The organism is Arthrobacter sp. P2b, assembly GCF_900168295.1.
Classification (GTDB): Bacteria; Actinomycetota; Actinomycetes; order Actinomycetales; family Micrococcaceae; genus Arthrobacter.
The window spans coordinates 526,227-540,824 of sequence record NZ_FVZL01000002.1; the positions used below are offsets into that span (position 1 = coordinate 526,227).

A 14,598-nucleotide genomic window follows, 5' to 3' on the forward strand; every position below is an offset into this window, starting at 1 on the left:
GTCCTAGGCCTCCACTTTTTCGACGGCGACGGCCGGTTCTTCGACGTCCGCCGGTACGGCTGCCAGGTCCACGGTCAGGGTCTCGCCCTTGACCAGTTCGGCGTTCGCCAGCAGTGCGTCCACAACATTTTGCCGGGCGGTGACGGACGTCCTGATCCGGTCGCTGACGTTAAGCCCGGCATCCTTGCGTGCCTGCTGGATGGCGCGGACCATGTCGCGTGCCAGTCCTTCAGCCTCAAGCTCCGGGGTCACCTCCGTATTGAGGACCACGAAGCCACCGCCGGGGAGTACGGCGACAGACGCCGACCCGCCCTCGGATTCGGCCACAACGGTTTCCAGCGTGTACTCCTGGGGTTCCAGCTGGAGCCCGCCCGCGGTGACCACGCCGTCGTCGTCCACTGACCAGTCGCCGGACTTGGAGCCCTTGATGGCGGCCTGGACGTTCTTGCCCAGGCGCGGGCCCGCTGCCCGGGCGTTGACCACCAGCTTCTGCTGGATGCCGAACTCCTCCGGAGCGGCGGTGGCTGCGTCAAGCAGCCGCACGGAACGGAGGTTGAGTTCGTCCGCGACGACGGCGGCGAAGCCCTCCAGCGCGTCGGCACCGGGTGCCACCACCGTGAGTTCCTGCAGCGGCAGGCGGACCCGCAGGTTGGCAGCCTTGCGGAGTGACGAACCGGTGGAGCAGATCTGCTGGACCCGGTCCATGGCCTGGACCAGGTCTGGGTTCGCAGGGAACATTCCGGCGTCGGGCCAGTTGGCCAGGTGTACAGACCGGCCGCCCGTAAGCCCGCGCCAGATTTCCTCGGACACCAGGGGCAGCAGCGAAGCCGCGGCCCGGGAGACCGTCTCGAGGGCCGTGAACAGCGCGTCGAAGGCGTCCCGGTCTTCGTCGAAGAAGCGCTGGCGGCTGCGGCGGACGTACCAGTTGGTGAGCATGTCCAGGTAGCTGCGCAGTTCATCGCAGGCCCCGGAGATGTCATAGGTGTCCAGTTGCGCGGTCATGTTCCGGACCAGGTCGCCCGTGTTGGCCAGCAGGTACTGGTCCAGGGTGTCGTTGTACCCGTCGTAGCGCAGGGTGGCGTCGTAGCCGGCGCCGCCGTTGGCCGCGTTGGTGTACAGCGTGAAGAAGCTGTACACGTTCCAGAGCGGCAGGATGACCTGGCGGACGCCGTCGCGGATCCCCTGCTCGGTGACCACCAGGTTGCCGCCGCGCAGGATGGGGCTGGACATCAGGAACCAGCGCATGGCGTCGGAACCGTCGCGGTCCAGCACCTCGGACACGTCGGGGTAGTTGCGCAGGCTCTTGGACATTTTTTGCCCGTCGGAGCCCAGCACGATGCCGTGGCTGATGACGTTGCGGAACGCAGGCCGGTCGAACAGTGCCGTCGACAGGATGTGCAGCATGTAGAACCAGCCGCGGGTCTGGCCGATGTATTCGACAATGAAGTCGGCCGGATTGTGGGTGTCGAACCAGGCTTCGTTCTGGAACGGGTAATGAACCTGGCCGTACGGCATGGAGCCGGAGTCGAACCAGACGTCCAGCACGTCCTCCACGCGGCGCATCACGGACTGGCCCTCTTCCGGGGTGCGGGGGTCGTCCGGGTTGGGGCGGGTGAGTTCGTCAATGAACGGGCGGTGCAGGTCCACCTGGCCGTCGTTGTTCAGCGGCAGCCGGCCAAAGTCCGCCTCGATCTCGGCCAGGGAGCCGTACACGTCCGTGCGGGGGTATTCGGGGTCGCTGGACTGCCACACCGGGATGGGGCTGCCCCAGTAGCGGTTGCGGCTGATGGACCAGTCGCGGGCGTTTTCCAGCCATTTGCCGAACTGGCCGTCCTTGACGTTGCCGGGGATCCAGTTGATCTCCTGGTTCAGCTCGGACATCCGGTCCTTGAACTTGGTGACTTCCACATACCAGGAGGACACCGCGCGGTAGATCAGGGGGTTGCGGCACCGCCAGCAGTGCGGGTAGCTGTGCTCGTAGCTTGCCTGCCGGACCAGGCGGCCCTGGGCGCGGAGCACCTGGGTGATGGGCTTGTTGGCTTCAAAAACCTGCAGCCCCACGATGTCGTGCAGGTCCCCATGCTTGAACAGCGGCAGGAACTTGGCGCCCTCGTCGACGGACAGGATCACCGGGATGCCGGCCTCTTCGCAGACCTTCTGGTCATCCTCACCGTAGGCGGGAGCCTGGTGGACGATGCCGGTGCCGTCCGTGGTGGTGACGTAGTCGGCCACCAGGATCCGCCAGGCGTTCTCCATGCCGTACTTTTCGTTGTCTGCGAAGTCCTGCCACAGCGGCTGGTAGGCCAGGCCCTCCAGCTCCGCGCCCGTGTGCGTGGAGACCACGGCGGCCTGGGCATCCTCGAAGTTGTCGTAGCCCAGGTCCTTGGCGTAGGCGCCCACCAGGTCAGCCGCCAGCAGGAAGCTGCCGGCGACGGGGGCATCGGCCGAGGCCGCCTTCATGCCGTTGGGGCCTGCCGGGAGGACGGCATAGGTGATGGACGGCCCGACGGCGAGCGCGGCGTTGGTGGGCAGCGTCCAGGGGGTGGTGGTCCAGGCGAGGGCCTGGACGCCGGCCAGCTGCCGCGAGAGCTCGGACTCCCCCGCCGTGATGGGGAACGTGACGGTGACGGTCTGGTCCTGGCGGTTCTTGTAGACGTCGTCGTCCATGCGCAGTTCGTGGTTGGACAGCGGCGTCTCGTCCTTCCAGCAGTAGGGCAGCACGCGGTAGCCGTTGTAGGTGAGGCCTTTTTCGTGCAGCTGCTTGAAGGCCCAGAGGACCGACTCCATGTACTCCACGTTGAGGGTCTTGTAGTCGTTGTCGAAGTCCACCCAGCGGGCCTGGCGGGTGACGTAGTTGCGCCATTCGTCGGCGTACTTCATCACCGACGCACGGCAGGCGTCGTTGAACTTATCGATGCCCATGGCTTCGATCTGGGTTTTGTCCGTCATGCCCAGCTGCTTCATGGCTTCCAGTTCCGCGGGAAGCCCATGGGTGTCCCAGCCAAAGCGGCGCTCTACACGCTTGCCGCGCTGGGTCTGGTAGCGGCCCACCAGGTCCTTGGCGTATCCGGTGAGCAGGTGGCCGTAGTGGGGCAGGCCGTTGGCGAACGGGGGGCCGTCGTAGAACACGAACTCGTTGCTGCCGGGTTCACCGCCGGGGGCGTCGGCGCTGCGCTGGTCGATGCTGGCCTGGAATGTGCCGTCCTGGTCCCAGTACTTCAGGATGCGCTCTTCGATCTCCGGGAACTTCACGGAGGCGGAAACGCCTGCACTGCCGCTGGTGGAGGCTGAGGCCTTGGGGTAATACGTCATTCTCGACATCCTGGGTTGAGCGTGGCGAACTGCCGGCAGGTGCCGGGCAGTTCCGTTCAGGATGCGAGGACGGCTGCCGTGCTGTCCGGGGACTGCACGCTCACCGCGGTACCACCTCACTTACCGGCGCTGCACGCTCCCTGGGGAACGGGCTCTGCTCCGGCCTCTCATTGACTGCTGTGACGGGCTTACCCGTCCGGTTCTACTGGCGCTGGCCGCCGTGCTGGCAGTTTCGCGTGTTCTTCCGGAAGCTCACCGGTGATTGCCGGGTCATAGCTGTCTTTCGAGTCTACTATTGCCGCGGCCTCCAGTGCCATTCCCCGTATCTCCAGGGCGTCAGCTTTTCCTGATCAGCTTGTGGTTGGCTGCCTGCGCCACAGGCCGGATGACGATCTGGTCCAGGTTGACGTGGTGCGGGGCGGTGACGGCGTAGCGCACCACGTCGGCGACGTCTTCGGCCGTGAGCGGCTTCTCCACTCCCTGGTAGACCTTGTCCGCGGCCTGCCGGTCTCCGAGCCGGTTGAGAGCGAATTCCTCCGTGTAGACGAGGCCGGGGGCAACCTCGATCACGCGGACGTTGTGTTCGGCTTCCTCCAGCCGCAGCGCTCCCGTCATGGCGTGCTGGGCGAACTTCGCCGCGTTGTAGCCGCCGCCGCCTTCGTAGGCCGCCAGCGCCGCCGTCGACGTCAGGTTGAGCACCGTGCCTTCACCGGTGGCCCGCAGCATGGGAAGGAAAGCCCGGGTCAGTTTCATGGTCCCCAGGACGTTGACGCGGTACATCCATTCCCAGTCCTCGGTGCTGGCCCCGCCGATGGTGTCGGCGCCCCTGGCGCCGCCTGCGATATTGATCAGGGTGTCGACGCCGCCGGCTTCGGTGACCTGGGAGAGGAGCCGGGACACGTCGTCGTCCTCGGAAATATCGGCAGGGATCGCCACCGCGCCCGTCTCAGCCGCCAGTGCCGCCAGGCGGTCCTCCCGGCGGGCAACGGCAAACACGGTCCATCCGGCGGCCCGCAGGGCGCGGACGGTGGCTTCCCCAATGCCGCTGCTTGCACCCGTCACCAAAGCTGCCTTGTTCTGCACGTCATCAGTCATGGCACCACCCTAACCGCGCCTGGCGGGACAGGCCGCGAAGTTGTTAAACAGCGTTATCTGGAGGGATGGGCCGGAAGGCAGTCCAGCAGGACCTGCGCATGGTCGGCCCCGCTATGGCTCGCTACTGCCTGCTGCGTTCTGTGGGATTGAACAGAACATGAAAGAATTGCCGAATGGCTGAAGACAAACAGGGTACAGACACGCCCACCACCGCCCCCATCAACGTTCCGGACAAGCCGGCCCTCGAAGGCCTTGAGGCTGCCCTGACGCAGCGCTGGCTGACCGAAGGGACCTACAAGTTCAACCCGGACACCACCCGGGAGCAGGTCTATTCGATCGACACTCCCCCGCCCACCGCCTCGGGCTCCCTGCACGTGGGGCACATGTTTTCCTTCACCCAGACGGACGTCCTGGCGCGCTACCAGCGCATGACGGGCAAGAACGTCTTCTACCCCATGGGCTGGGACGACAACGGCCTGCCCACCGAACGCCGGGTGCAGAACTACTACGGCGTGCGCTGCGACCCCGCCATTCCGTACAACGCCGACTACCGGCCGCCGGCGCAGCCCGCCAAGAACCAGCGCGACTTCGACGTCGTCTCGCGCCGGAACTTCATTGAACTCTGCGAGGAACTCGCCGTTGAGGACGAGAAGGTCTTCGAGAGCCTCTTCCAGCAGCTGGGCCTCTCGGTCGACTGGGAACTGACCTACCGCACCATCGACGACGCCTCCCGCGAAGTCTCCCAGCGCGCCTTCCTGGCCAACCTGGCCAGCGGTGACGCCTACATGGCCGAAGCACCCACGCTGTGGGATGTAACGTTCCGTACCGCGGTTGCGCAGGCCGAGCTTGAGGACCGTGAGGTTGCCGGAGCGTACTACCGCTACCCGTTCTTTACCGAAGACGGCGAAAAGATCTTCATCGAAACAACCCGGCCCGAGCTCCTGGCGGCGTGCGCCGCCCTGGTGGCAAACCCCGACGACGAGCGGTACCAGCCGCTGTTCGGCAAAAAGGTCACCTCCCCGGTCTTCGGCGTCGAGGTGGAGGTTAAGGCCCACCCTCTGGCGAAGGCGGACAAGGGCTCCGGCATCGCCATGGTGTGTACCTTCGGTGACCTCACGGACGTTACCTGGTGGCGCGAACTTCAGCTGCCCACCCGGGCGATCGTGGGCCGTGACGGCCGCATCGTCACCGAGACCCCGGACTGGATCACCACTGACATCGGCCGCGAGGGCTTCGCCGCGATTGCGGGCAAGACCGTCTTCAGCGCCAAGGAAGCCGTGGTGAAGCTCCTGGAAGCTGCCGATCTGCTCGACGGCGAACCCAAAAAGATCATGCACCCGGTGAACTTCTACGAAAAGGGTGACAAGCCCCTGGAAGTTGTCACCTCACGCCAGTGGTACATCCGCAACGGGGGCCGGGACGAGGACCGCCGGGAACGCCTGATTTCCCGCGGCCACGACATCAATTTCCACCCCGCCTTCATGCGCTCACGGTACGAGAACTGGATTGCCGGCCTTAACGGTGACTGGCTGGTCTCGCGCCAGCGCTTCTTCGGTGTGCCCATCCCCGTCTGGTATCCGCTCGATGCCGACGGCAACCCCGACTACGACGCCCCCATCGTGCCCTCCGACGAGCAGCTGCCGGTGGACCCGCTGGCTGAGGCAGCGCCGGGATACGACGAGTCCCAGCGCGACGTGCCCGGCGGCTTCACCGGTGACGCGGACATCTTTGACACCTGGGCAACCTCCTCCCTGACCCCGCAGATTGTGGGCGGCTGGAGCCGGGACGAGGACCTGTTCGCCAAGGTGTTCCCGTTCGATTTGCGCCCCCAGGGCCACGACATCATCCGTACCTGGCTGTTCTCTTCCGTGGTCCGGGCCGATGCGCTGCAGAACACCGCCCCATGGAAGCATGCGGCCATCTCCGGATGGATCCTGGACCCGGACCGCAAAAAGATGTCCAAGTCCAAGGGCAATGTGGTGGTCCCCACCGACGTGCTGGACGAGTTCGGTTCCGACGCCGTCCGGTACTGGGCCACATCAGCGAAGCTCGGTGCTGATACGGCCTACGAAATTGCCCAGATGAAGATCGGCCGGCGCCTGGCCATCAAGCTCCTGAACGCGTCCAAGTTCGTGCTGAACCTGGGTGCCACGGAGGCATCTGTACTGTCCGGTGACCTGTCGGTGCTCAGCAACCCGCTGGACCGGGCGGTCCTGGCCCAGTTGGCCGAGGTTGTGGCGCAGTCCACCAAGGCGTTCGAGAACTACGATTACGCCCGTGCACTGCAGATTACGGAGAGCTTCTTCTGGCAGTTCACAGACGACTATGTGGAGCTCATCAAGGACCGCGCTTACGGTGCCGCCGGCGAAGCCGAGCAGGCCTCCGTGCTGGCAGCACTTGCCACCACCCTTGACACGCTGCTGCGGCTGTTCGCGCCGTTCCTGCCGTTCGCCACCGAAGAGGTCTGGAGCTGGTGGCGGAACGGCTCTGTCCACCGTGCCGAATGGCCTGCAGCGCTGGAGATTCCGGGCGGCGACACCACGATGCTGGCCACGGTGGGCGTTGCACTCAGCGGTGTCCGGAAGGCGAAGTCCGAGGCAAAGGTCAAGCAGCGCACGGAGGTGCTGTCGGCCACCATTACGGCTCCGGAGGCGCTGACCGCGCAGCTCCAGGCCGGCCTTTCAGACCTGAAGGCTGCGTCCAACGCCCGCGAGATCACCCTGGTGGCGGCCGAGGGCGAACTGTCCGTCAGCGATGTGGCCCTCGCGGCTTCTGATGAGCCCGCCAAGGCATAACGTCCGGCCAAGCCCGCCTGTTTGAGGGCAAAGGGGAAGCCCCATCAGCGTTTTGCCGTTGGTGGGGCTTCGACTTTTCGGCCATTTGGTGACGTCTTTAATGGTCTGGCAGGATCCTCGGATCTTCAGGTCTTCCTACCTCGTCACTGGTAGCTTATATCCGGCTTTGCCGATGGCTGCGTCAAATATATATCACTGAATCTTTGGTTCCTGCGTCCCGCTTCTTTCGAAGTGGGTAAGAACCATTGTTGTCCCGGGCAGGGCCAAGCGCAAGGGCCCCGGGAGAACTACAAGCAGGTAGTTCTCCCGGGGCCCTTCGATGTTCACAGAGGGGCCGGTTCAGCTGAACTCCGGACGCTCCGTGCGGCTGCGCTTCAGCTCGAAGAAGTGCGGGTACGCAGCAAGGGCAGTGGTGGCGTCCCACAGCTTGCCGGCCTCTTCGCCCCGTGGAATGCGGGTGAGGACGGGGCCGAAGAACGCCGTTCCGTTGAAGGCCACCACCGGGGTGCCGACGTCCTGGCCCACCAGGGAAATGCCTTCCTCGTGGCTTGCCCGAAGCTGGGCATCATAGGCGTCGCTGGTTGCAGCCTCGGCCAGGGAGGACGGGAGGCCGCATTCCGCAAGGGCCTTGGTGATCACGAGGCCCCGGTCCTTCTCGCCGGCGTCGTGGATCAGGGTTCCCATGGCGTCGTACAGGGCTTTCACCGTCTCCTGGCCGTGCTCCTGCTGGGCGGCGATGATCACGCGGACCATGCCCCAGGCGTTATCCATGGATTCCCGGTAGGAAGGCTCCAGGTCGCGTCCTTCATTGAGGACTGCGAGGCTCATGACGTGCCATTGCGTTTCGATGTCGCGGACGCCTTCAACCTCGCCAATCCAGCGCGAAGTGATCCAGGCGAAGGGGCACAGCGGATCAAACCAGAAGTCGGCCTTGTTCTTTACGGATTCAGGCATAGCGGATCCTTCAGGGGGAGGCGGCTGCGCAGGTGGCAGCCACAGCTGGCAGGGGGTAATTCGTGCAGTGGCTAGGCGGACTTCCGCCGCTTGGCGGCGTGCGGGATCATGGTGGGCTCGGCGCCCTTCAGGACGACATCCTCGGTGATGACCACACTCGCCACGTCCTCGCGGCTGGGGAGATCGAACATCACGGGAAGGAGCACTTCCTCCATGATGGCCCGCAGCCCGCGAGCACCGGTGCCCCGCTCCAGGGCCTGCTCGGCGATGGCATCCAGTGCCGTGTCATCGAAGACCAGTTCCACACCGTCGATCTGGAACATCTTCTGGTACTGCTTGACCAAGGCATTCTTGGGTGTGGACAGGATCTGGATCAGGGCGTCCCGGTCCAGGTTGGAGACCGTGGTAATGACGGGGAGCCGGCCGATGAATTCGGGGATCAGGCCAAACTTGAGCAGGTCCTCCGGCATCACTTCGCCGTAGGAATCGACCTTTTTGCTGGCCTCGTTGAGCGGTGCACCAAAACCTATCCCCTTGCGGCCGGAACGCGATCCGATGATCTCCTCCAGGCCGGCGAAGGCGCCTGCGACGATGAAGAGGACGTTGGTGGTGTCGATCTGGATGAATTCCTGGTGCGGGTGCTTCCGGCCGCCCTGCGGCGGTACCGAGGCAACGGTGCCCTCCAGTATTTTCAGCAGCGCCTGCTGGACACCCTCGCCGGAGACGTCACGGGTGATGGAGGGGTTTTCGCTCTTGCGGGAGATCTTGTCGATCTCGTCGATGTAGATGATGCCCTGTTCGGCCTTTTTGACGTCGTAGTCGGCCGCCTGGATGAGCTTGAGGAGGATGTTCTCCACGTCCTCTCCGACGTAGCCCGCCTCGGTGAGTGCCGTTGCATCCGCGACGGCGAAGGGTACATTCAGGCGGCGGGCGAGGGTTTGGGCCAGGTAGGTCTTGCCGCAACCGGTGGGACCGATCAGCAGGATGTTCGACTTGGCGATTTCGACGTCGTCATGGTGCCCGCCGTCGGCGAGGCTGCCGGACTTGGGGGCGTGGCCGGCCTGGATGCGCTTGTAGTGGTTGTAGACGGCGACGGCGAGGGAACGCTTAGCAGGTTCCTGGCCGATGACGTATTCCTGCAGGAAATCGAAAATCTCGCGGGGCTTGGGCAGTTCAAAGCTCCCCAGGTCGGCGACTTCCGCGAGCTCCTCTTCGATGATTTCGTTGCAGAGCTCAATGCACTCATCGCAGATATAGACCCCGGGCCCGGCAATGAGCTTGCGCACCTGCTTCTGGCTCTTTCCACAGAAAGAGCACTTCAGCAGATCCGTGCTCTCGCCAATCCGAGCCATATGTGAACCCCTTAGTATCCTGCTGCCTGGCAGCCTTGCACCGTTGCTGGAATCTATCCCGGACCGCGAGGGCCGGTTGTGACAACATCCACTCTAGGTCACATTGGCTCCCAAGGGTGGAAGGAAAAGGCCGGTGGGGCCAAATGAACTGGCCCGCACCGGCGCTTTACGTACTGCTACCTCGTAATTGCCTGAGGTTTGATCTTGCGTGAATCGAGGACCTGGTCGATCAGCCCGTATGCCTGGGCTTCATCGGCGGTGAGGATCTTGTCACGCTCGATATCGTTGTTGACCTGCTCCGACGTACGGCCCGAGTGGTGGGCCAGGGTGTCTTCAAGCCAGGACCGCATGCGCATGACCTCTGCCGCCTGGATCTCCAGGTCGGAGGCCTGTCCGCCCTGGCCGCCGGAGAGGGCCGGCTGGTGGATCAGGACACGGGCGTTGGGCAACGCCAGACGCTTGCCGGGGGTTCCGGCGGCGAGGAGGACGGCTGCCGCGCTTGCGGCCTGTCCCAAACAGACGGTCTGGATTTCCGGCCGGATGTACTGCATGGTGTCGTAAATGGCCGTCATGGCGGTGAAGGACCCGCCCGGGGAGTTGATGTAGAGGGTGATGTCGCGGTCCGGGTCGGTGGACTCGAGGACCAGCAACTGGGCCATGATGTCGTCAGCGGAAGCGTCATCCACCTGCACACCGAGGAAGATGATGCGGTCCTCGAAGAGCTTGGTGTAGGGGTCCTGGCGCTTGAAGCCGTACGGGGTGCGCTCCTCGAACTGCGGCAGGACATAGCGGCTGGACGGAAGATTACCGGCGGACCACCCGAAGTTGTAGTTCATTTCATTGCTCCTGATCTGAGTGTTCTTGATGCCGGGTTAGTTCTGTGAGGCAGTCTCGCCGGAGGTGCCGTTGGCGGTGCCACCGCCGCCGGACACGGAACCTGCGTGCGCGGCAATCTTGTCAAAGAAGCCGTACTCCAGGGCCTCGGTGGCCGTGAACCACTTGTCGCGGTCGTTGTCCTTGAGGATGGTATCGACAGTCTGGCCGGTCTGCTCGGCGGTCAGCTCCGCCATGACCTTCTTCATGTGCAGGATGAGCTCTGCCTGGATCTTGATGTCCGAGGCGGTGCCGCCGATGCCGCCGGAAGGCTGGTGCATCAGGACGCGGGCGTTGGGGGTGGCGTACCGCTTGCCCTTGGTGCCGGAGGACAGCAGGAACTGTCCCATGGACGCGGCCAGGCCGGTTGCCACGGTGACGACGTCGTTGGGGATGAACTGCATGGTGTCGTAGATGGCCATGCCGGCCGTGACAGAGCCGCCCGGAGAGTTGATGTAGAGGTAGATGTCCTTGTCCGGGTTCTCGGCGGACAGGAGGAGCAGCTGAGAGCAGATGGCGTTCGCATTGTCGTCCCGCACCTCCGAACCCAGCCAGATGATCCGCTCCTTCAGCAGGCGGTTGTAAATGTAGTTGTCCTGGGCTGCAGGATCGACGGTCGCCATCCGGGGGGCCTCTGGGTGCTGTGACATGTTTACTTACCTCTCGCTGGTGACGGTGACATCACTGAAAATCACTACTTGGACACTAACCGGTTTCACCGACATTTTGTTCGTGCCCCGAGGGCTGTTCGCTGACGGCGCACGATCGGCGGACCAGACGCGCCGGAGCCCTGCCGGAACGCGAACGGCCCCCGGATCTCGCGATCCGGGGGCCGTTCCATGCGTCGTGGGACTAGGCCTTTGCCTCGGCCTTGTCGTCCTCGGCAGCGGTGCCGGTGGCTTCGGCGTCGACGGCTTCGGTGTCGGCTGCCTCGGCTTCTGCAGCCGGAGCTTCTTCTTCGCCGCCGGGGCGCACGAAGTCGCTCAGGTCAACAGCGTTGCCCTCGGTGTCGGTCACGGTGGCCTGGCCCAGGACGACGGCCAGCGCCTTGCGGCGGCGGACCTCGGAAACCATCATGGGGACCTGGCCGCTCTGATCGATGATCTGGGCGAACTGGTTCGGGTCCATGCCGTACTGGCTGGCGGTGGTGACGATGTAGTCGATCAGCTCGTTCTGGCTGACGTTGACTTCTTCCTTCTCAGCGATGGCGTCGAGGATGATCTCGTTCTGGAAGGCGCGGGCGGTGTTGGCGCGGACCTCTTCACGGTGCTCCTCGGTGTCGTGCTCGCCCTCACCGTGGCCGTTGCCCTCCTTGAAGTGGGCTTCGAGCTGCTCTTCGACCACCGAGTCCGGAACAGGAACCTCGACGAGCTCAACGAGCTTGTCCAGGACCTTGTCGCGGGCCTCGACGCCCTGCTCGACAACCTTTGAATCGGCAGCCTGCTTGGCAAGGTCTTCGCGGAGTTCGGCGAGGGTGTCGAACTCGGAAGCCAGCTGGGCGAAGTCGTCGTTCGCTTCGGGCAGCTCGCGCTCCTTGACGGCCTTGACAACGACCTTGACCTGGGCCTCTTCGCCGGCGTGGTCGCCGCCCACCAGGGTGGTGTTGAAGATGGCGTCCTCGTCGGTGCTGAGGCCGGTCACGGCTTCGTCGAGGCCTTCGAGCATGGTGCCGGAGCCAACCTGGTAGGACAGGCCGGCAGCGGAGTCCACGTCCTCGCCGTCGATGGTGGCGGTGATGTCGATGGTGAGGAAGTCACCGTCGGCTGCGGGACGGTCGACGGACTTCAGCGTGCCGAAGCGGCCCCGCAGTTCGTCCAGGGCCTTGTCCACGTCTTCGTCGGACGACTGTGCGGCTGCAACCTCAACCTTGATGCCGGCGTAGTCCGGCAGTTCGATTTCGGGGCGGACGTCAACCTCGGCGGCGAACTTCAGGCCGCCGTCCGTGGCGGAGGGGTCCGGAACCTCGGTGATTTCAACCTCGGGACGGCTCAGGGGGCGGATGCCGGATTCCTGCACGGCAGCCTGGTACCAGCCGTTGAGGCCGTCGTTGATGGCCGTCTCCAGGACGTAGCCGCGGCCGACGCGCTGGTCGATGAGCTTTGCGGGCACCTTGCCCTTACGGAACCCAGGAACCTGGATCTGCGAAGCAACAGTCTTGTAAGCCGAGTCGATGCTGGGCTTCAGTTCCTCAAAGGGAACCTCAACGTTGAGCTTGACCCGCGTGGGGGTGAGGTTCTCGACAGCGCTCTTCACGGTCTAAGTACTCCTGGGTTTGTGGGATGGGTTTCTGCAAACGCAATGTTTTGTCCAGGCCGAGTGGTCCGGGCCGCAGAGTCGGGGTGACAGGATTTGAACCTGCGACTTCCTGCTCCCAAAGCAGGCGCTCTAGCCAAGCTGAGCTACACCCCGTTAGTGCACAGGCAAGTCTACGGTGATACGCGCCGTCTTTGCACATTTGACACGTAGCCCCTGGATTAGGTTTAGTTGTATCCGGCTTGAACAGCCAGCCCGAAGTTTCCAGCTGCTAATGTTGCAGATGGATCTTCCTTCGGGGACGTAGCTTAATGGTAAAGCCTCAGTCTTCCAAACTGATTACGCGGGTTCGATTCCCGTCGTCCCCTCTGCGGAACAAACGAAAAAGGCCCCTCACCGAGGGGCCTTTTTTGTGTTTGGGGCCGTTTTCGTGTTTCAGGCCTTCTTCGTGTTTCAGGAAAGATATTCAGGCTGACTGCTGGCAGTTCGGGCACCAGTACAGCTTTCGGGCAACCAACTCGGCGATCAGCACGGTGGTGCGGCAGACCCTGCACGGCAGTCCGTTGCGCTTGTAGACGAAGTGCGCGTCCTCCCGGGCAGGGAACGTATGGGTCTTCACGACGGCGGCCGGCTTCCCTGTGCCCGCTTTCTGATTGCCTGCTTTCCCGTTGCCTGTCCAGTACTTGGGCGGGGTGGTGATGATCCGGCCGTCGGCCACGCCGTCGTTCATGAGGGATACAACGTCGCGCCACAGTTTCCGGGCAGTGGCATCCGGCACGGCAGCCCCCGGCAGCCAGGGGTCCAGGCGCAGGCGGAAGAGGACCTCGGCGCGGTACACGTTGCCCACGCCGGCGATGATCTTCTGGTCCATCAGCAGCGCGGCCACGGGCGTTTTCCGGGCCTGCAGGTTGGCGGCAAACCTGCCGGCATCGCCCCGAAGGTTACGCAATGGGTCAGGGCCCAGCCGGGCGAGCACTGCGTCAGCTTCGGCGGCGGTGATGGTTTCGCAGGTTGTTGCACCGCGCAGGTCGGCCCAGCCGTGGGCTGACGCAAGCCTTACCCGGACCGCCCCCACCGGGGCCGGCGGCCCTTCATAGGGGGCACCGGCGTCGTCCTCCCCGTCGGCGAAGGCTTCCTGCTCGCCTACCCGGCGGGGCGCACCAATGCTGGAAGACCCCGTGAAGGTGCTGTCGCCGCCGAAGCTCCAGGCACCGTAAAGGCCCAAGTGGACGTGCAGCACCAACGCGTTGTCGAAGTGCAGGAAAAGGTGCTTCCCGTGGGCTTCGGCGGCGAGCAGCGTATGGCCGTCGAGCAGCGCCGCTCCCCCGCTGAACCTGCCCTGGGGGCTGGTCACGGCGAGGCTTTCCCCGGTGAAAACGTCCCCGAACTGGCGCGCCAGGCGCCGGACCGAATGCCCTTCCGGCACTACTCGACAACCTCGCCGGTGGCCTCGTAGGCGGCGATCTTGCCAATCCTGCGGACGTGCCGCTCGTCGTTGCTGAATGGCTCGGCCAGGAAGGCTTCGATAAGTTCCGTTGCTTCCTCCACCGTGTGCTGCCGGCCGCCCACGGCCACCACGTTCGCGTCGTTGTGCTCACGGGCGAGGGTAGCCGTGGAGTGGTTCCAGGCGAGGGCTGCCCTGACGCCCTTGACCTTGTTCGCCGCGATCTGCTCACCGTTGCCTGATCCGCCCAACACGATGCCCAGCGCGTGGACACCCGCCTGCTGGTCAGCCACTACAGCCAGGGCGGCGTTGATGCAGAAGGACGGGTAGTCGTCCTGGGCGTCGTAGACCTTGGGTCCGTGGTCCACCACTTCGTATCCCTTGGCCGTCAGGTGGGACACGAGGTGGGCGCTGAGCTCCATGCCTGCGTGGTCGGTGGCGATGTGGACCCGCGGGAAGGCAGGGGAAGAGGTCACGAGCAGAATCCGTTCAGTTGGCGGCGCTGGCAGCCGGCACGGAA

Annotated in this window: 10 protein-coding genes and 2 tRNA genes; 2 read left to right on the forward strand and 10 right to left on the reverse strand. The window is 64.5% G+C overall.

Annotation, left to right across the window (positions count from 1 at the left end):
• Positions 1-3: 3 nt before the first annotated feature.
• Both ileS and B5520_RS07060 read right to left on the reverse strand, forming a co-directional pair.
• Entirely contained in the window at positions 4-3,312 is a 3,309-nt protein-coding gene (ileS, locus tag B5520_RS07055; protein ID WP_079596332.1) for an isoleucine--tRNA ligase, read from the reverse strand.
• 336 nt (positions 3,313-3,648) lie between these two features.
• Positions 3,649-4,407, reverse strand: a complete 759-nt coding sequence (locus B5520_RS07060) for an SDR family oxidoreductase (RefSeq protein ID WP_079596333.1) — start codon at positions 4,405-4,407, stop codon at positions 3,649-3,651.
• Positions 4,408-4,580: 173 nt separating this feature from the next.
• Here B5520_RS07060 and valS point away from each other — a divergent pair, with 173 nt between their 5' ends.
• Positions 4,581-7,202, forward strand: a complete 2,622-nt coding sequence (gene valS, locus B5520_RS07065) for a valine--tRNA ligase (protein WP_079596334.1) — start codon at positions 4,581-4,583, stop codon at positions 7,200-7,202.
• Between the two features lie 339 nt (positions 7,203-7,541).
• Here valS and B5520_RS07070 read toward each other — a convergent pair whose 3' ends face one another.
• From B5520_RS07070 to B5520_RS07095, 6 genes are all read right to left on the reverse strand, one after another.
• Positions 7,542-8,156 carry a mycothiol-dependent nitroreductase Rv2466c family protein gene (locus tag B5520_RS07070; RefSeq protein ID WP_079596335.1) on the reverse strand — a complete coding sequence of 205 codons (615 nt, stop codon included), beginning with the start codon at positions 8,154-8,156 and terminating at the stop codon, positions 7,542-7,544.
• A 71-nt stretch (positions 8,157-8,227) separates the two neighbouring features.
• A complete protein-coding gene (gene clpX / locus B5520_RS07075) occupies positions 8,228-9,508 on the reverse strand; it encodes an ATP-dependent Clp protease ATP-binding subunit ClpX (protein ID WP_079596336.1) in 1,281 nt (426 codons plus the stop codon).
• Positions 9,509-9,684: 176 nt separating this feature from the next.
• Positions 9,685-10,344: an ATP-dependent Clp protease proteolytic subunit gene (locus B5520_RS07080; protein WP_079596337.1), complete on the reverse strand. Its 660-nt coding sequence runs from the start codon at positions 10,342-10,344 to the stop codon at positions 9,685-9,687.
• A gap of 36 nt (positions 10,345-10,380) precedes the next feature.
• A complete protein-coding gene (locus B5520_RS07085; RefSeq protein ID WP_079596338.1) occupies positions 10,381-11,004 on the reverse strand; it encodes an ATP-dependent Clp protease proteolytic subunit in 624 nt (207 codons plus the stop codon).
• A gap of 229 nt (positions 11,005-11,233) precedes the next feature.
• Positions 11,234-12,634: a trigger factor gene (tig, locus tag B5520_RS07090; protein ID WP_079596339.1), complete on the reverse strand. Its 1,401-nt coding sequence runs from the start codon at positions 12,632-12,634 to the stop codon at positions 11,234-11,236.
• A gap of 81 nt (positions 12,635-12,715) precedes the next feature.
• A tRNA-Pro gene (locus tag B5520_RS07095) sits at positions 12,716-12,790 on the reverse strand.
• Between the two features lie 141 nt (positions 12,791-12,931).
• On the opposite strand from B5520_RS07095, the gene B5520_RS07100 reads away from it, so the two are divergent.
• Positions 12,932-13,002: transfer RNA gene (locus tag B5520_RS07100), tRNA-Gly, on the forward strand.
• A gap of 98 nt (positions 13,003-13,100) precedes the next feature.
• Here B5520_RS07100 and B5520_RS07105 read toward each other — a convergent pair.
• A complete protein-coding gene (locus tag B5520_RS07105; protein WP_079596340.1) occupies positions 13,101-14,060 on the reverse strand; it encodes an Fpg/Nei family DNA glycosylase in 960 nt (319 codons plus the stop codon).
• Positions 14,060-14,554, reverse strand: a complete 495-nt coding sequence (locus B5520_RS07110) for a ribose-5-phosphate isomerase (protein ID WP_079596341.1) — start codon at positions 14,552-14,554, stop codon at positions 14,060-14,062. The genes B5520_RS07105 and B5520_RS07110 overlap by 1 nt, the downstream gene beginning before the upstream one ends.
• Positions 14,555-14,598 lie beyond the last annotated feature (44 nt).